15 protein-coding genes are annotated in these 17,245 nt (G+C 57.2%); 11 read left to right on the top strand and 4 right to left on the bottom strand.

Going from position 1 to position 17,245, the window contains the following annotated elements; all coding sequences use genetic code 11:
* Window positions 1–71: 71 nt before the first annotated feature.
* The 7 genes from N8E88_RS16570 (at window position 72) to N8E88_RS16540 (ending at window position 8,321) form a co-directional block, all read left to right on the top strand.
* Window positions 72–1,319, top strand: a complete 1,248-nt coding sequence (locus tag N8E88_RS16570; protein WP_262294630.1) for an ABC transporter substrate-binding protein — start codon at window positions 72–74, stop codon at window positions 1,317–1,319.
* A gap of 92 nt (window positions 1,320–1,411) precedes the next feature.
* Window positions 1,412–2,290 (top strand): carbohydrate ABC transporter permease, encoded by an 879-nt coding sequence (locus N8E88_RS16565; protein ID WP_262294629.1) that lies wholly within the window; start codon window positions 1,412–1,414, stop codon window positions 2,288–2,290.
* On the top strand, window positions 2,287–3,168 hold the full coding sequence (locus N8E88_RS16560) for a carbohydrate ABC transporter permease (protein WP_262294628.1): 882 nt from the start codon (window positions 2,287–2,289) through the stop codon (window positions 3,166–3,168). The genes N8E88_RS16565 and N8E88_RS16560 overlap by 4 nt, the downstream gene beginning before the upstream one ends.
* Window positions 3,169–3,172: 4 nt before the next feature.
* Complete coding sequence (locus N8E88_RS16555) at window positions 3,173–4,291, top strand: ABC transporter ATP-binding protein (protein WP_262294627.1); 1,119 nt, start codon at window positions 3,173–3,175, stop codon at window positions 4,289–4,291.
* 16 nt (window positions 4,292–4,307) lie between these two features.
* Complete coding sequence (locus tag N8E88_RS16550; protein ID WP_262294626.1) at window positions 4,308–5,837, top strand: GMC oxidoreductase; 1,530 nt, start codon at window positions 4,308–4,310, stop codon at window positions 5,835–5,837.
* A complete protein-coding gene (locus N8E88_RS16545; protein WP_262294625.1) occupies window positions 5,837–6,601 on the top strand; it encodes a 3-ketoacyl-ACP reductase in 765 nt (254 codons plus the stop codon). Before N8E88_RS16550 ends, N8E88_RS16545 begins: the two co-directional genes overlap by 1 nt.
* 64 nt (window positions 6,602–6,665) lie before the next feature.
* Window positions 6,666–8,321 carry a GMC family oxidoreductase gene (locus N8E88_RS16540; RefSeq protein WP_262294624.1) on the top strand — a complete coding sequence of 552 codons (1,656 nt, stop codon included), beginning with the start codon at window positions 6,666–6,668 and terminating at the stop codon, window positions 8,319–8,321.
* Window positions 8,322–8,464: 143 nt separating this feature from the next.
* On the opposite strand, the gene N8E88_RS16535 is transcribed toward N8E88_RS16540, so the two are convergent.
* A complete protein-coding gene (locus tag N8E88_RS16535) occupies window positions 8,465–8,719 on the bottom strand; it encodes a DUF982 domain-containing protein (protein ID WP_114429916.1) in 255 nt (84 codons plus the stop codon).
* A 334-nt stretch (window positions 8,720–9,053) separates the two neighbouring features.
* On the opposite strand from N8E88_RS16535, the gene N8E88_RS16530 reads away from it, so the two are divergent.
* The 3 genes from N8E88_RS16530 (at window position 9,054) to N8E88_RS16520 (ending at window position 12,361) form a co-directional block, all read left to right on the top strand.
* Entirely contained in the window at window positions 9,054–10,109 is a 1,056-nt protein-coding gene (locus N8E88_RS16530; RefSeq protein WP_262294623.1) for an ABC transporter substrate-binding protein, read from the top strand.
* A gap of 64 nt (window positions 10,110–10,173) precedes the next feature.
* Window positions 10,174–11,163, top strand: coding sequence for a substrate-binding domain-containing protein (locus N8E88_RS16525; RefSeq protein WP_262294622.1), 990 nt, complete (start codon window positions 10,174–10,176; stop codon window positions 11,161–11,163).
* A gap of 232 nt (window positions 11,164–11,395) precedes the next feature.
* Window positions 11,396–12,361 carry a LysR family transcriptional regulator gene (locus tag N8E88_RS16520; protein WP_262294621.1) on the top strand — a complete coding sequence of 322 codons (966 nt, stop codon included), beginning with the start codon at window positions 11,396–11,398 and terminating at the stop codon, window positions 12,359–12,361.
* Here the strand turns inward: N8E88_RS16520 and N8E88_RS16515 are convergent.
* The 3 genes from N8E88_RS16515 to N8E88_RS16505 all read right to left on the bottom strand — a co-directional run bounded on the left by N8E88_RS16515 (window position 12,334) and on the right by N8E88_RS16505 (window position 14,933).
* Complete coding sequence (locus tag N8E88_RS16515; protein ID WP_262294620.1) at window positions 12,334–13,545, bottom strand: MFS transporter; 1,212 nt, start codon at window positions 13,543–13,545, stop codon at window positions 12,334–12,336. The two genes, N8E88_RS16520 and N8E88_RS16515, sit on opposite strands and share 28 nt — an antisense overlap.
* 272 nt (window positions 13,546–13,817) lie before the next feature.
* On the bottom strand, window positions 13,818–14,420 hold the full coding sequence (locus tag N8E88_RS16510; protein WP_262294619.1) for a transglutaminase-like cysteine peptidase: 603 nt from the start codon (window positions 14,418–14,420) through the stop codon (window positions 13,818–13,820).
* A gap of 390 nt (window positions 14,421–14,810) precedes the next feature.
* Entirely contained in the window at window positions 14,811–14,933 is a 123-nt protein-coding gene (locus N8E88_RS16505; RefSeq protein WP_262294618.1) for a hypothetical protein, read from the bottom strand.
* A gap of 214 nt (window positions 14,934–15,147) precedes the next feature.
* Between N8E88_RS16505 and N8E88_RS16500 the strand changes: the two genes are divergently transcribed.
* The gene (locus N8E88_RS16500) at window positions 15,148–17,202 is read left to right on the top strand and encodes an ATP-dependent helicase (RefSeq protein WP_262294617.1); all 2,055 of its coding nucleotides are present in this window, start codon (window positions 15,148–15,150) and stop codon (window positions 17,200–17,202) included.
* Window positions 17,203–17,245 lie beyond the last annotated feature (43 nt).

The following is a 17,245-nucleotide window of genomic DNA, read 5'->3' as shown; positions in this document are numbered from 1 at the left end:
TGCCCCGGACCTAAGGGCACCTTCGGTCGGACATGTTAAATTTTATCTCTTTTTTCTCTGGGAGGATCGTTATGAAAAAGCTGATGAATACTGTTGCCGCTGCAGCAATGCTGCTCGGTACAGCAACGATGGCCCGTGCGGCCGAAAACGTCGAGGTCCTGCATTGGTGGACCTCCGGCGGTGAAGCGACGGCGCTGGAAGTGCTCAAGAAGGATCTGGAATCCAAGGGCATCACCTGGTCCGACATGCCGGTTTCCGGTGGTGGCGGTACCGAAGCGATGACCGTTCTGCGTGCCCGTGTTACCGCCGGTAATCCGCCAACGGCCGTACAGATGCTCGGTTTCGACATCACCGACTGGGCGAAACAGGGTGCTCTCGGCAATCTCGATGAAGTTGCTGCCAAGGAAAAGTGGGATGACGTGATCCCGACCGCCCTGCAGAAGTTCTCGAAATATGACGGCCACTGGATTGCAGCGCCGGTCAACGTGCATTCGACCAACTGGATCTGGATCAACAAGGCTGCCCTCGACAAGGCCGGTGGCAAGGAGCCTGCGAACTGGGACGAGCTGATCGCTCTTCTCGACAACTTCAAGGCGCAGGGCATCACCCCCATCGCCCACGGTGGCGTGCCATGGCAGGATGCGACGATTTTCGATGCTGTCGTTCTTTCTCTCGGCAACGACTTCTACAAGTCGGCGTTCATCGACCTTGATCCCGCTGCTCTCGGCAGCGACAAGATGAAGGAAGCCTTCGACCGCATGACCAAGCTGCGTACCTATGTGGATGACAACTTCTCCGGTCGCGACTGGAATCTTGCTTCCGCCATGGTCATCGAAAACAAGGCAGGTCTGCAGTTCATGGGCGACTGGGCCAAGGGCGAATTCGTCAAGGCTGGCAAGGTGCCAGGCAAGGATTTCGTCTGCATGCGCTTCCCGGGTACTCAAGGCTCGGTCACCTTCAACTCCGACCAGTTCGCGATGTTCAAGGTCAGTGAAGCACAGCTCAAGCCGCAGCTCGTCATGGCATCGGCCATTGAAAGCCCGACCTTCCAGTCGGCGTTCAATGTCGTAAAGGGTTCTGCTCCCGCACGTACGGATGTTCCGGATACGGCTTTTGATGATTGCGGCAAGAAGGCCATCAAGGATCTTGCCGAAGCCAACAAGGCCGGCACGCTCTTCGGGTCGATGGCCCATGGCCATGCCAATCCGGCTGCTGTCAAGAACGCGATCTATGACGTTGTGACCCGTGAATTCAACGGCGACTTGACCTCGGAAGAAGCGGTCAAGGAACTCGTTTCGGCTGTTGAAGCGGCGAAATAAGTTAGGCGTTTCTGTCCGGGGCGATGTAGCCCCGGACAGGTACCCCGCGACGCTTCGCGGCAATATAAGATTACACATCGAGGGGTGAGGCTATGGATACCCGCAGCCGCATACAGGACCTGATACCGAAACTGGTATTGGGACCGAGTTTTCTGATCGTCCTGATTTTCGTCTACGGCTTCATCGCCTATACCGGCATCCTGTCTTTCACCGACAGCAAGATGCTGCCATCCTACGGCTTTGTCGGGTTTGAAAACTATCGCAAGCTCTGGGCGTTGCCGTATTGGTGGCGCGCCATCACCAATCTCGGTATTTTCGCCTCGCTGTATATCATCATTTGCACTGTGATTGGCCTCGGTCTTGCCATCCTGCTCGACCAGAAGATCCGCATCGAAGGGTTCTTGCGCCCGATTTATCTCTATCCGATGGCCCTTTCCTTCATCGTCACCGGCGTTGCCTGGAAATGGTTCCTCGATCCGGGAATCGGTCTTGAAAACACCATGCATCAATGGGGCTGGGAGAGTTTCCGCTTCAACTGGATCAAGGACTCCAAAATGGCGATCTATACGGTAGTCATTGCCGCCGTCTGGCAATCTTCCGGCTTCGTCATGGCCATGTTTCTTGCCGGTTTACGCGGCGTCGACAATGAAATCATCAAGGCGGCGCAAATCGATGGCGCTTCGACAGGCATGATCTATCGCCGCATCATCATTCCCCTGATGCGTCCGGTCTTCCTCTCGGCCTTCGTGGTTCTCGCCCACCTCGCCATCAAGGCCTATGATCTTGTCATCGCGCTGACCAATGGCGGACCAGGTCAGGCCACGGCATTGCCGGCGACGTTCATGTATTCCTATACGTTCACCCGCAATTCCATGGGCATCGGCGCTTCTTCAGCCATCATCATGCTGATCATGATCTTCTCGATCATCATTCCCTATCTCTATTCTGAAGTAAGGGGGGACAGCAAATGAGCGCCCAGAGCCCGGACAATGCAATTTCAAGCGGCAAGCTCACGCGAGCGCTTATTTATACCGCGCTCCTGTTCTTCGCGTTCTACTACCTCTTGCCGCTCTACGTAATGGTGGTTAACTCACTGAAGACGCTGGATGAAATCCGTCAGGGTGGCATGCTTTCTCCGCCGCATGAATGGACGATCGAGCCTTGGCGAACAGCCTGGTCGACAGCGCAGATTGGTGTACAGCCGACAGGCGTCAGCCCCTATTTCCTCAATTCATTGCTGATGGTAATTCCGGCTGTCGCCATATCGACCATCATGGGAGCGTTAAACGGCTATGTCCTCACCAAATGGCGGTTTCCCGGTTCCAACGTGATGTTCGGCATGCTGTTGCTTGGCTGTTTCATTCCGTTCCAGATCGTGCTCATTCCCATGGCGCGCATGCTGGGAATCCTGGGGTTGGCCGGCACGATTTATGGTTTGATTCTCGTTCACATCATCTATGGGCTCGGCTTCACCACCCTGTATTTCCGCAACTATTATGAAGCGTTTCCGACAGAGCTGGTGCGTGCGGCGCAGATCGACGGCGCAAGCTTTTTCCAGATATTCCGCCGCATCCTTCTGCCGTCGTCGGGACCGATCATCGTCGTATCCGTCATCTGGCAGTTCACCAATATCTGGAACGACTTCCTGTTCGGTGCGTCCTTCTCCGGTTTCGACAGCCAGCCCATGACTGTTGCGCTCAACAACCTCGTCAATTCGTCGACCGGGGTGAAGGAATACAACGTGCATTTCGCTGCCGCTATTATCGCCGCAATACCAACTCTTGTCGTCTACATCGTTTCCGGACGCTATTTCGTCCGCGGCCTCATGTCCGGCGCCGTGAAGGGATAAATCAATGTCATTTCTCCAGATCAAAGACCTGTATAAATCCTACGGCAATGTGCCGATCCTCAAGGATATCAATATCGAGATTGATGAGGGCGGCTTCCTCGTGCTCGTCGGTCCTTCCGGCTGCGGCAAGTCCACTTTGCTCAACACCATCGCCGGGCTGGAACCCATCACCTCCGGCGATATCTCCATCAAGGGCAAGTCGATCAGCGGGCTGCATCCCTCCAAGCGCGATATCGCCATGGTGTTTCAGTCCTATGCGCTCTATCCGAATATGACCGTTGGCGGCAACATCGCCTTCGGCATGGAAATTCGCGGCGTCCCGAAGCCAGAGCGCGAAAAGGCCATAAAGCAGGTTGCCGACATGCTGCAGATCGGCCATCTGCTCGACCGCAAGCCGAGCCAGCTTTCCGGTGGTCAGCGTCAGCGTGTCGCCATGGGCCGGGCGCTTGTGCGCAATCCCCAGGTATTCCTGTTCGACGAACCGCTCTCCAATCTTGATGCCAAGCTGCGCGTCGACATGCGCACGGAAATCAAGCGGCTGCATCAGCGCATGAAGACCACGATCGTCTATGTGACGCATGACCAGATCGAGGCAATGACGCTGGCCAGCAAGATCGCGGTTCTCAAGGATGGCGTGCTGCAACAGTTCGGCACTCCGGCGGAAATCTACAACAACCCGGCCAATCTGTTCGTTGCCGATTTCATGGGGTCACCGGCAATGAACCTGCTCAAGGCCAGGATTGATGGCAGTGCATCGGATCTCCATGTCGTGCTCGACAGGCCCGATGCGGCACCACTGCGCCTGCCTATCAAGAAGACCAACAGCGCTCTTGTCGGATATGCCGGCAAGGATGTCGTCTTCGGTATTCGCCCCGAAGCGCTGACTGATCCGGACGGCGCGGACCGCAATGCGGGCTCGCTGGTTGAAGGCGAATGCCTGATCGAAGTGGTCGAGCCGGCAGGTTCGGATACTTTCGCGGTGACGAAGCTTGGCGGCAAGGAAGTCGTTGCCCGCCTGCGCGCGGATGCGCAGATTGTCCCCGGGGCGAAAACACAGCTCGCCTTCAATCTGGACAAGGCCGTATTCTTCGATCCGCAATCGCAATTGCGTATCGGCGCCTGAATCGCATGAACGGTCAATGCGCATGAGCCAGGAGATACAACCGGCCACAGCCGCAGATATCGTGATCATTGGCTCAGGCATCGGCGGCGCGACAATGGCGGCAGGACTTGCAACCTCGGGTGCGGATATTCTCATCCTCGAGGCAGGCGATCATCTGCCAGATCGTCCGGAAAATCGTGATCCCCGGGCGATCTTCCAGCACGGCTTCTTCCGTCCAAAGGAAAGCTGGTACGACAAGACTGGCAGCGCCTTCAACCCCGGGAACTATTATAATGTGGGTGGTAATTCGAAATTCTACGGAGCGGTGCTGACGCGCTATCGCGCCGAGGATTTCGAGGAAATGCAGCATCTCGAAGGGGTGTCCCCGGCCTGGCCCTTTCCTTATGAGGAACTGGAGCCCTGGTACGGCAAGGCCGAAGCTCTGTTCCAGGTTCGTGGCAAGTTGGGCGAAGACCCGACCGAACCACTGCATTCGACACCTTATGATTTCCCCCCGGTTCCTGACGAAGCGCCGATCGCTGCCTTGCGGGAGCGATTGATGGCTGCGGGTGTGCACCCGTCGACCCTGCCGCTCGGTGTCGATATCGATACATGGCTGTCCCACGGCAACACACCATGGGACGCGCATCCGAACAGTTTCAACGGCAAGATGGATGCCGAGACGGCAGCTTTGGCATTTGCGCTCAAACACAAGAACGTCAGATTGCAGACCAATTCTAGGGTCACCCGGCTTGAAACTGTACCTGAGGGCACCACCATCGCCGCGGTGCACTATGAAAAAGACGGCACGCGCTACATCATCAAGCCCAAGCTTGTCATCCTTTCTGCCGGCGCCGTACAGTCTGCCGTGCTGCTCCTGCGTTCCGCCGATGACGCCAACCCCGCCGGCCTTGCCAATCGTTCCGATCAGGTCGGGCGCAATTTCATGAACCACAATCTCTCTGCGGTCATCGGCTTCGATCCACGTTTCAGGAACGATTCCGTCTACCAGAAAACCTTTGGTTTCAATGATTTCTACTTGTCCGATGGCAAGGGCGGAGCTCCCCTTGGCAATGCACAACTGCTCGAGCGCATAAGCGGGCCGGTGCTCAAGTCCGACCTGAAGCTCGTGCCCGAATGGATACTCGACCGCTTCTGTGCCCATACGGTGGATTTTCTCGCCATGAGCGAGGATGTGCCAAAACCGGACAGCCGTGTCCGCGTCGATGGCGACAGGATCATCCTTGAATGGATTCGCAGCAACTGGCCGGCGCATCAAAAGCTGGTTGCGCAGATCAAATCCGTCCTCCGCTCAGCCGGTTTTCCGCTCGTTCTCTCCAAGGCCTTTGACCGCAAGACCCCCTCGCATCAATGCGGCACAGTCCGCATGGGCGATGACCCGGCAAAGGCGCCGCTCGACATCTATTGCCGCGCCTATGAGCACCCGAACCTGTTCGTGGTTGATGCAGCGTTCCTGCCGACCTCCGCCGCCGTCAATCCGGCACTGACCATTGCTGCGCAGGCATTGCGTGTGGCGGATCACATCGTGTCGAAGGAGCTTGCGTGATGAAACCCGTCGCTCTAGTCACCGGAGCCCGCCGTGGCATCGGCCTTGGCATAGCCAAGGCCTTGGCGTCGAAGGGCTTCGACCTTGCCATCACCGACATAGCCGATGACGCAGCCAGCCAATCGGCAGTCAAGATGCTGCAAAAGCTGGGCGCAGATACGGTTTTCATCCAGTCGAATATAGCTGACCTTTCAAGCCATGGCGCAACAGTCGAGACCGCCATCAAGGCCTTCGGCCACATCGATTGCCTCGTCAACAATGCCGGTATCGGCTCGAAAGTTCGTGGAGATTTCCTCGACCTTGAGCCAGCTAACTATAACGCGATTTTCGACATCAATCTGCGCGGAACCGTGTTTTTCACGCAGGCCGTATTGAAAATGATGCTGGCGCAAAAGCAGACGTCCCATCCGCGTTCGATCATCAACATCACGTCTGTTTCCGCCGCGATGACCTCGCCGGAACGGCTCGATTACTGCATGACAAAAGCGGCGCTCGCTGCCTTCACCCAGGGTCTCGCCCTGCGTCTGGCCGATCAGGGCATCAGCGTCTTCGATGTACGTCCCGGTATCATCCGTTCAGATATGACTGCGGTTGCCGCGGCGAAATATGACAAACTTATCGCCGAAGGCCTGGTGCCGATGAAGCGCTGGGGTGAGCCGGAAGATCTCGGCCGCATCGTCGCGGCGCTCGCCAGCGGCGATTTCAACTTTGCCACCGGCTCCGTCATCAATGCCGACGGCGCCCTTTCGATAAGCAGGCTTTAAAGCAATTGCAGGAAAAGTGGGAACCGGTTTTCCGTCCGCAATTGCGTAAACAAAGAGTTGGACCATGACCTACGACTACATCATCACCGGCGCCGGTCCTGCGGGTTGCGTCCTCGCCAATCGCCTCAGTGAAGATCCGGCGATCTCCGTGCTGCTGCTGGAAGCAGGTGGCGGCGATTGGAACCCGCTGTTCCACATGCCGGCCGGCTTCGCCAAGATGACCAAGGGCGTCGCCAGCTGGGGCTGGGAAACCGTGCCGCAAAAGCACATGAAAAACCGCGTTCTCCGCTATACGCAGGCCAAGGTCATCGGTGGCGGGTCGAGCATCAATGCGCAGCTTTACACGCGCGGAAATGCAACCGACTACGATTTGTGGGCGAGCGAGGATGGTTGCAAAGGCTGGAGCTATCGCGATGTCCTGCCCTATTTCAAGCGCGCCGAAGACAATCAGCGTTTTGCCGACGACTACCATTCCTATGGCGGGCCGCTGGGTGTCTCCATGCCTGCGGCCACCTTGCCGATCTGCGATGCCTATATCCGCGCCGGTCAGGAGCTGGGCATACCCTATAATCATGATTTCAACGGCAAGACTCAAGGCGGTGTCGGTTTCTACCAGCTGACCCAGCGGGATCGCCGCCGGTCGTCCGCGTCTATGGCCTATCTCACGCCCATAAAGGATCGCAAGAATTTGACGGTCCGCACCGGCGCCCAGGTATCGCGGATCATCGTCGAGGGCAAACGTGCCATTGGTGTCGAGATCATCAGCAACAATGCGCGCGAAATCGTCCGGGCCAACCGCGAGGTTCTGGTGAGTTCAGGCGCAATAGGCTCGCCAAAGCTCCTGCTGCAATCGGGCATTGGCCCCGCCGATCATTTGAAAAGCGTCGGCGTGCCGGTCGTGCATGATCTGCCGGGCGTCGGGGAGAACATGCAGGATCACCTTGACTTGTTCGTCATCTGTGAATGCACCGGCGATCACACCTATGATGGCGTAGCCAAGCTGCACAGAACCCTGTGGGCCGGGCTGCAATATCTGCTGTTTCGCTCTGGTCCCGTCGCATCCAGCCTGTTCGAGACTGGCGGCTTCTGGTACGCCGATGACAAGGCCCGCTCGCCCGATATCCAGTTCCATCTTGGCCTTGGTTCCGGCATCGAGGCAGGTGTCGAACGATTGAAGAATGCCGGCGTCACGTTGAATTCAGCCTATCTGCATCCCCGTTCGCGCGGCACCGTTCGGCTGAAATCGGCTGATCCATCCGCGGCACCGCTCATCGATCCGAACTATTGGAGCGATCCGCATGATCGGAAAATGTCGATCGAGGGGCTGAAGCTTGCCAGGGAAATCATGCAGCAGGCCGCGTTGAAACCATTTGTCATGGCGGAGCGCCTGCCCGGACCAAAATACAACAGCGATGAAGAACTGTTCGATTATGGCTGCGCCAATGCCAAGACCGACCACCATCCGGTCGGTACGTGCAAGATGGGCACCGACGCCATGGCCGTCGTCGATCTCGATCTCAAAGTTCGGGGTCTTGAAGGTCTGCGCGTCTGCGACAGTTCGGTGATACCGCGAGTACCGTCATGCAACACCAACGCGCCAACGATCATGATGGGCGAAAAAGGTGCGGATATCATTCGTGAAAGGACACCTCTGCCGCCGGCAATCTTTTCCAATGAAATGAATGAAAAACGCCCGCGGGCACGGGCAGATATTCGCTGACAGCTCCACTTGCCCTCCCCCTTGTGGGGAGGGAGGCTGCGTAGCAGGGGAAGGGGTTCTTTCGCAGCGTAAGAAAAGCCCCCTCCCGTCGCTTCGCTCCGCCTCCCCACAAGGGGGAGGGTAAAGCGGCACCCCTATGCATCCTAATGCAGTCTGGTATCCAGAAATACGCCGGCCTCGCGTGCAGCGCTGATAAAGGCATGGCGCGCCTTGTGCGCTGGTTTCCAGCCGTCAAGCGCATCAAGGCAGGCTTGCAGAGCCCGGCGATAGCTCGGTCCTTTCTTGGCGGGCCAATAACTTCGCAGGCATTCGATCGCTTCCCAAACGCTGGAGACTGCTCGTTGGCCGGCAGTTCCAAGAGTGATCATAACCGGGATGGGAAAACGCTTGTCGTTCATCACTTCCTCCACAAATGTCGGATAGTTTGGCAGCGGTTCTGCGCCGCTCAGCCAACCATGAAAATGAGTCCGGTATGAGTCCGGTTCCATGACAATTTGAAGAATTATTCTTGAATGATCGAATTTCGCAGGAACCGATCCGCCGGCCTCCCATCGGCAGTCATCTGTTTTTTAGATGACCCTAAACAATCTATGTATTGGATAGGTGCCGGAACTCCTACTAACCATCCATATACACCGGATTCCGAACGGGGAACGGGCTTGCGGTACGTTTCGCTTGGGAGAGCGAAGGCAGGAAACCGGGATAATATTCACTGGGAGGAACATGATGAATATGGACAAATTCCGCCGCGGTTTTGCACGATCCGCAGCCTGCGTTGCGCTTATCAGCGGCATGCTGCTCGCTCCGGCGCTGGCACAATCCGCCATCGACGAGATTGCCAAGTATGGTGGTCCGGATCGCATGGACCGGCTGGTCGCGGGAGCCAAGAAAGAAGGGGCGCTCACGCTGTACACCGCGACACCCGTCGAGGACGTCATGGCGATCACCAAGGCTTTTGAAACGAAGTATGGAATTCCCGTTACCGTCTGGCGGGGCAGTTCCGAAGATGTGCTGCATCGTGCCGTGACGGAAATAAAGGCCGGCCGCAATGAAGTCGACGTCATCGAAACGAATGGACCGGAGTTGGAAGCGCTGCATCGCGAAGGGGTGCTCCAACCGGTAGAATCGCCGGTGATGTCCGACATTTATCCCGACGCGGTTCCCCAAGCCAGGGATTGGGTCGGAAGCCGGCTCAATATCATCACCGCAGCCTATAACACCAACCTTGTCAAAGAGGCAGATCTGCCCAAGACATGGCAGGATCTTCTCGATCCGCGCTGGTCCGGCAAAATCGGTCTGGAAGCCGAGGCCTATGACTGGATGGCAACCGTTGCCGCAACATTCCCGTCCGAAAAAGAGGGCAACGATTTCTTCCGCCAGCTCGCGGCGGCAAATGGCCTTTCGCTGCGCAAGGGTCACTCCCTGCTCACGCAACTTACCGCGTCGGGTGAAGTGCCGTTCGCCTTGACGACCTATCTGTATAAGGCCGATCAGATGCACAAGGATGGTGCGCCGATCAATTGGTATGCGCTTGGTCAGTCCGTGGCGCGCATCAACGGCCTTGGCGTGGCCCGCACCGCCCAGCACCCGAATGCCGCAGTGCTTTTTCAGGACTTTACCTTGACCGACGGGCAAAAAATCCTCGCCGATCGCGGATTCACGCCGACGAACGTCAAGCTCGTCCCGCTTCCGGAAGGATTGCAGGTGCGCGTCGTCGATCCCTCCAGCACGCTGGATAATTTGCCGAAGTGGCGCGACACCTTCAACGCGGCCGTCAAAGGTCAATGAGATTGCAGAGGCCCCTCGATCGAATGTTCTCCGCTCTGAAATAGCAAGCAATCAGGAACTTGGAATGACCAGGAAAAAACTTACGATCGCCACGACCGACTATGATCACTTTCGCGATTTCCGCACTGGCGCAGTGAAAGCCGAGGGACTTGACCTGAACTGGTTGACCCTGGGTCACCACGAGATTTTCGCGCGCTTCACCTTCAATCGCGAATGGGACATCAGTGAGCTTTCGTTTGCCAAGTTCATGGCACAGGTCAGCCAGCCAGACAGCGACATCATCGGCTTGCCGGTCGTTTGCTCGCGCCTGTTCCGGTTCAGCTCGTTTTACGTCAACAAGAACAGCGGCATCAAGACAGTCGAAGACTTGCGCGGGAAACGCATCGGCTCGCCGGAATGGGCGCATTCCGCGGCCGTCTACATGCGCGGCTGGATGCACAATGATTGCGGCGTCAAATTGCAGGACGTTCATTGGTATCAGGCCGGGGCAAACGCATCCGGGCGCATCGAGAAAGTCGATCTCGACTTGCCGGAGGGCGTCAGGCTGACACGCGTCGGCGACAAGTCTCTCTCGGAGATGCTCGCCTCCGGCGAGATCGATTGCGCCATCATCGCCCGGCCACCCACCTGTTTCCTCGAGGGGGACCCCAATATCGAACGATTGTTTCCGGACTATCTGGAGATGGAGGAGGAATATTACGAGCGGACGCGCATCTGGCCGATCATGCACATCATCGCGCTCAAGAAACACCTGCTTGACGACAATCCATGGATCGCCCGCAACCTTTACAAGGCCTTCGAGGAGTCGAAGAACCGCAGTCTCGAACGTCTGCTCGATCCTGCCGTCTCGCGTTATCCCTTGCCGTGGCTTGCCACCTACGCCCGCCGCATGCGCACGCTCTTCGACGGCGATACATTTCCCTTCGGCATCGAAAAGAACCGTGCAACCTTCGAACAGATGATGCTCTATACCTATCAGCAGGGTATCGCCCAACGACATATGAGTCCCCAGGAAGTTTTCCCGGAAGGCATCATGACCAAAATCGTCATCTGAGGTAGCGGGCCCTCCCACTTGTGGGAGGGTCAAGGGGGAGCCCCACCTCCCCCTTGATGGGGGAGGTCGCTGCGAAGCTGCGGGTGGGGGTGAATAGTAGAATCGGCACTACTGCCTAGATATGAAAGGTCTATCCCCGTGAACTGTATTCCGTCTTCCGGTGGAGGACGTCTTCCGCATGACCTGATCCTGCCGGCATGGTAAGACGACCTCGTGCAGAGGAGGAAAACCTGTGAGGGTTCGTCAGCTTGAATCATTCGTATGTGTTTGTGAGAGCGGAAGCATCACGCAGGCCGCGGCAATATTGAACATAGTCCAGCCGGCGCTTGGCTCGCAGATTACTGCGCTTGAGCAGGAGCTCGGTGTGCAATTGCTGGATCGCAGCCCAAGGGGCATCAAGACAACGCCTGCAGGTCAGTATTTTCTCGAAGAAGCCAGGGACCTGCTGGGACGGTTCGCGACGATCAAGAAGAATATAAAGAACTTCAACAACCCGCAGCCAGGTCATCTGTCGATCGGACTGACGGCCAGCCTTTCGATGCTGCTCGCAGCCCCGCTGGCGCAGGAGTTCAACCGGCAGAACTGGTCCACCAAGGTTCATATCATTGAAGATATCAGCCACAATCTGCCGGAGCGGATTGCCAGGGGCGAGATTGATCTGGCGTTGGCGTTCGACGTTGCTCCTCACAAGACGGTCAATTGCACGCCGGTCCTGACCGAATCGATCTTCTTCGTCACCGGTCCATCAACGGAATTCAACAAGCAGGGACCAATCGATCTTGCCGAGCTTTCCAGGGCGACTTTCGTCATCTCCACTGAAAAGAGCCAGATCATCCAGCTTGTCAAACAGGCGATGGAGCAACTGCAGCTGCCGCTTGACGTCACCTATCAGATTGAATCGAAACAGGCGATCAAGGGACTGATAGCGCAAGGTACCGCTTCTGCACTTCTGCCCTATGGCGTCGTCGCGCGGGAGGTGGAGGCCGGTACGCTGATCGCGCGCAAGATTGCCAATCCACCGCTCACGCGTACGCTTTTTCTATTGCAACCCTCGGGTCACCCCATCTCCGGCCATGCGGAAGCCGCACTGGCGATTGTCGAAAAGTTCATCGCGCACCTCGCCGACAACGTCGCTTTCGAGTTTGTCGAACCCGCTGGTCAACAGCGGCTCTATCGGGGACGCGCCAGCCAGCCATAGAGCGCGCCGAAGCCAAGCATGAGGCAGGTGCCGAGAAAAACCGCGCGCATGCCGAAATGCCCGCCAACGAACCCGCCGGCAAGGGGTCCGATTACCTGCCCGGCATATTGCGAAGAGGTGGCATAGCCAAGAATAGTGCCGGAGACGCGGTCGGGAACATTGTGGCGGATCACGCTGGTGATGCAGGGCAGAAGCCCGCCGAGCGAAAGCCCCATCAGGAAGCGCAAAACGACAAGCTGCCAGCCTTCGGTTACGAATGCCTGCGGGATCAACAGGAGCGCCGATACACCGAGCGCCGCAACGATGACGTTCCAATGGCCGATGCGGTCGGCGAGTTTGCCGAGACGCGACGCCGAAAGAATGCTTCCCAGTGCTGCCGCCGACATGACGATGCCGGCCACCATCGTGACATGGGAAGGATCGTCGACGAGTTGTGCCACATAGACCGTGATGATCGGTTCGATCGACATATTGGCGAGCATCAACAGCATGCCTGCGAGCAGCATTACGATGATCGGCCGTTTGTCGGGAATGGCCGACCAGCCGCCGACCTGTTTGTCAGTCTTCGACTTTGCCGGGCGCCATTCTTCCTTGATGAAAAAACTCGTCGCCAGAAAGGTGATGAAAATGACGCCCCCGGCCAGCCAGAAGGTCTGGCGGATGCCGATCAACGGCGGCAGCGCGCCACCGATCAGCGGACCGACAAGATTGCCGGCCATGATGCCCGACGCAAGAGTCCCTAGCGCCCAGCCGGTGCGCGCCTTCGGCGTATGTGTTGCCACCAAAACGGTGGAGCCCGATGCATAGCCGCCGAGCAGTCCGGTCAAAAGCCGCAGGAACACAAGCTGCCAGACATCGGTCGCCATGCCGATCAGCGACATTGCGACCGCCATGCCGAGACTGGCGCGGATGAGCATCAGTTTGCGCCCATAGAGATCGGCGAGACGCCCCCAAAGCGGCGCGACGAGCGCTGCTGTCAAAAATGTTGCGCCATAGGCAACACCCGACCATTGCACGATCGCCGCATGATCCTTCACGCCAAGCTGTTCAACGTAAAGTGGCAGGAATGGCAGGATCAAGGTCATCGCGACGATCGTCGTGAAAGAGCCAAGCAGGCAGACGACGAGGTTCTGCCGCCAGTAGAGTGACTCGGTCGAGGAGCCGGATTCTTCAATGTCAGTCATACCGGGAATCGGATTTCCTACCGGAAATTTCCGGAGGCCTCTCATTGCAAGAGCGCGAATAGATCACCAGTTTTTCACCTGACTGCGGCAATAGCAACATGCGGCAAAGGAAGGCGGCAACGCGCCGCACGATTTGCCAAAAACAAGCTTGATGAGGAGTGAAAATAAAACAAAAAGATGCGATTCTGATACGATTCCCATGCAAGCAAGGTCAGGTCCGGGATGAAAATCTCATCCTGCGATTGAACTTTGGATGCAAGCGGTTGAGGCCGTTACTTCAGCCGCGCGGTAACGTCGATGGGGATTGCTTTGCCTATTCTATCCCAGCCCGCCGACTTTTGCGATTGCCGCGCATAATAGCGATACGATGTGCTCGACCAGTCCCTGACCGAATTGGTGCGGTTGTCGAGGATAAGGTCGCCGCTCGAGGTACGAACAGTCAGCACCACATGACCTTCATTGCTGAAGGGAAGACGGGCAACCGTAAGTAACAGTGCAGCTGCTGGCCAGCCTCGTTTCAGGAGTTCGCGCTTCTTCAGGATGGCAAAATCTTCACAGTCGCCGGCTTTCGTCGGGATCGTCCAGAGGTCCTCGACACCGTTGGTCTGCATGTCGCTCTGTTGTTTGATACTCGCGTTGACAGTTGAGTTAACCAATTGAAGTTGCCGGCGTTTATCCGCCGTCAACTGGACAATCCTCGCACCTGAGCGGGTGTTGCAAAGGCTCGCGAAGCGCCCGCAAAAGGAGCGAAATGCCGGTGGACCAAAGCCCTTGCCGTTGAGTTGCATCTCCGTTCCCTGCGCAAATGCCGGAGCCGAAACAGGGCTTCCAATTAGTAGTGCCGTCAAAACAAGCAGAGAATTCTTGCGGATCATCCGACGCTCTCCCGCGAATTGCCAAAAGCAGCTGTGCGTGGGGATTATAACCTCATCGACCGAACAACCAACCTGCAAAAAGCACCAAGACTGTTATCACGACGAACAGCACCACGTAAGGCCGGATCGGCGTAAGGTACGGATCATACTCGGCTTTTGGCGGGTCTCGATCGTCTGGATCCATTTCGGATGATATGCGCTCTCATGGAAAAAGGCCCGGCGGGGCTTGGGGGAATGGGCACCGGGCCTGCTGGGGTCAATCAGCCACACCAGTCTGCACAGATACGATGTTCGCTTCAATCAATCGCGATTGGCTACTATTTCTTATTAAAGAGTATCCAAAGGTATTGCACCGGTGCTCTCAGGTAGTTGGCCATCGGCACAAACACTTCAGATAAAATTCGCGACGAGTGCTGCCACTATCACGCCAGTAATAAATATGCCGAGATACCATCCGAGAGAATTGTGAACTGCCCAGACATCTTCGTCGTCTTCGTCGAAATCATCGACCATGGTATCATCCTTTCGGCGGCCAGAGCGATGTGCCTCGATCGCAAGTATTGGAACTCCACAATGAGCTTTTTGCCGAAAAACGATCGGCAATAGCACAACGCCTTGGTTCGCCGATGGTTTCATTCCGCGGAGTTGATCTTCCCAAGCAATTTCCCTGATGTTACGTTCACTCTCTGTTCGCGGCTGATTCGCGAGGCTGCCTGTCGGGGATCATATGAGCGCTGCCTACTTGGAAAAACTGAATGCCGAGCAGCGCATGGCGGTGGAATATGGCGTAGGGCAGGCGGCTGGCCCGCTACTGGTGATTGCCGGAGCCGGTTCGGGCAAGACCAATACGCTTGCGCATCGCGTCGCGCATCTGATCGTAAACGGAGCAGATCCGCGCCGGATCTTGCTGATGACGTTTTCACGCCGGGCCGCCGCCGAGATGTCGCGCCGTGTCGAGCGTATATGCGGCCAGGTCTTGGGTGCGAAGTCCGGTATAATCGTGGATGCTCTGGAATGGGCAGGTACATTTCATGGTATCGGCGCACGTCTCTTGCGCGAATATGCGGACCAGATCGGCCTCAGCCCGGATTTTACCATACACGACCGCGAGGATTCTGCCGATCTGATGAATATCGTCCGGCATGAGCTGGGCTTCTCCAAAAAGGAAAGCAGGTTTCCGACCAAAGGCACCTGTCTCGCTATTTATTCCCGTACCGTCAATTCGGAACGGCCGCTCGACGAAGTACTCAAGGCCTTCTTTCCCTGGTGCGCTGCCTGGGATGCTCAGCTGCGCCAGCTTTTCGCCGCCTATGTCGAAGCCAAGCAGATACAGAACATTCTCGATTATGACGATTTATTGCTTTACTGGGCGCAAACCGCCAGTGTCTCAGCTTTCGCCGACGATATGGGCGGCCGGTTCGACCATGTTTTGGTCGACGAGTATCAGGACACCAACCGCCTGCAATCCTCGATCCTCCTGGCGCTGAAGCCAAGTGGCCTGGGCCTTACCGTGGTAGGAGATGACGCACAGTCGATTTACTCGTTTCGCGCCGCCACAGTTCGTAACATTCTCGATTTCCCCAAGGCGTTCAGCCCTTCCGCGGATATCATAACGCTGGACAGGAACTATCGCTCCACGCAAACCATCCTCGCCGCTGCCAACGGTGTCATCGACTTGGCGTCGGAACGGTTCACCAAGAACCTCTGGACGGAACGGCAATCGGCTGAACGGCCGCAACTTGTCAGTGTTCGCGACGAGGCCGATCAGGCACGTTATATCGTGGAACGCGTGCTGGAGAACCGCGAAACCGGAACCCTTTTGAAACAGCAGGCAGTGCTTTTTCGAACGTCGCATCACAGCGGGCCGCTGGAGGTGGAATTGACACGCCGCAACATACCCTTCGTAAAATTCGGCGGGCTCAAATTCCTCGATAGCGCCCATGTAAAGGACATGCTTGCAGCGCTGCGTTTTGCGCAGAATCCACGCGACCGCGTGGCGGGTTTTCGGCTAATGCAGCTTTTGCCCGGTGTCGGGCCTTCGTCGGCGCAACGTGTGTTGGATCGGATGGCAGAAGAAGCCGATCCAATTGCAGCACTCGCCGACATTCCTGTGCCGCCTCGGGCCGGCGAGGACTGGACTGGTTTCGTGCAAATGCTGCAGCAGATCGGTGCAGGTAAAGCGTGGCCGGCCGAGATCGAGCAGGCACGGCTCTGGTACGAACCGCATTTGGAACGCATCCATGAAGATGCGTCGATGCGGCAAGCCGATCTTCTGCAACTGCAACAGATTGCAGCGGGTTATCCATCGCGCGAGCGTTTTCTCACTGAATTGACCCTTGATCCGCCGGACGCGACCAGCGACCAGTCCGGCGTGCCGCTGCTTGACGAGGACTATCTCATTCTCTCGACCATCCACTCGGCCAAGGGCCAGGAGTGGAAATCCGTCTATATGCTCAATGTTGTCGATGGCTGCATGCCCTCCGACCTCGGCGCCGGTTCCACGGCGGAACTCGAAGAGGAACGGCGATTGCTCTACGTCGCCATGACCCGGGCCAAGGACAATCTCCACCTTGTCGTGCCGCAGCGCTTCTTTACGCATGGCCAGAATGCCCAGGGCGACCGGCATGTTTATGCATCCCGGACACGATTCATCCCGGCTACGCTATTGCAATATTTCGAGTGCATCGCATGGCCTCTGGCCCGGTCCTGTGCTGCCGGACAATCGGAGCCGCCAACGACGCGTGTGGACATAGGGGCGCGTATGCGAGGGATGTGGCAATAGCCGGCGCCGAAAAGCTCGACGTGGAGATCGCGACACATAGTGT

It is taken from the genome of Phyllobacterium zundukense, assembly GCF_025452195.1.
GTDB lineage: Bacteria > Pseudomonadota > Alphaproteobacteria > Rhizobiales > Rhizobiaceae > Phyllobacterium > Phyllobacterium zundukense_A.
This window is presented reverse-complemented; position numbering and strand designations above follow the sequence as displayed.

Bases quoted from the DNA above. Each gene is read 5' to 3' on its own strand.
- N8E88_RS16570 (WP_262294630.1), top strand. From the start codon at position 72: ATGAAAAAGCTGATGAATACTGTTGCCGCTGCAGCAATGCTGCTCGGT.
- N8E88_RS16500 (WP_262294617.1), top strand. From the start codon at position 15,148: ATGAGCGCTGCCTACTTGGAAAAACTGAATGCCGAGCAGCGCATGGCG.
- N8E88_RS16510 (WP_262294619.1), bottom strand. From the start codon at position 14,420: ATGATCCGCAAGAATTCTCTGCTTGTTTTGACGGCACTACTAATTGGA.
- N8E88_RS16540 (WP_262294624.1), top strand. From the start codon at position 6,666: ATGACCTACGACTACATCATCACCGGCGCCGGTCCTGCGGGTTGCGTC.
- N8E88_RS16560 (WP_262294628.1), top strand. From the start codon at position 2,287: ATGAGCGCCCAGAGCCCGGACAATGCAATTTCAAGCGGCAAGCTCACG.
- N8E88_RS16565 (WP_262294629.1), top strand. From the start codon at position 1,412: ATGGATACCCGCAGCCGCATACAGGACCTGATACCGAAACTGGTATTG.
- N8E88_RS16530 (WP_262294623.1), top strand. From the start codon at position 9,054: ATGGACAAATTCCGCCGCGGTTTTGCACGATCCGCAGCCTGCGTTGCG.
- N8E88_RS16550 (WP_262294626.1), top strand. From the start codon at position 4,308: ATGCGCATGAGCCAGGAGATACAACCGGCCACAGCCGCAGATATCGTG.
- N8E88_RS16505 (WP_262294618.1), bottom strand. From the start codon at position 14,933: ATGGTCGATGATTTCGACGAAGACGACGAAGATGTCTGGGCAGTTCAC.
- N8E88_RS16545 (WP_262294625.1), top strand. From the start codon at position 5,837: ATGAAACCCGTCGCTCTAGTCACCGGAGCCCGCCGTGGCATCGGCCTT.
- N8E88_RS16555 (WP_262294627.1), top strand. From the start codon at position 3,173: ATGTCATTTCTCCAGATCAAAGACCTGTATAAATCCTACGGCAATGTG.
- N8E88_RS16515 (WP_262294620.1), bottom strand. From the start codon at position 13,545: ATGACTGACATTGAAGAATCCGGCTCCTCGACCGAGTCACTCTACTGG.
- N8E88_RS16525 (WP_262294622.1), top strand. From the start codon at position 10,174: ATGACCAGGAAAAAACTTACGATCGCCACGACCGACTATGATCACTTT.
- N8E88_RS16535 (WP_114429916.1), bottom strand. From the start codon at position 8,719: ATGAACGACAAGCGTTTTCCCATCCCGGTTATGATCACTCTTGGAACT.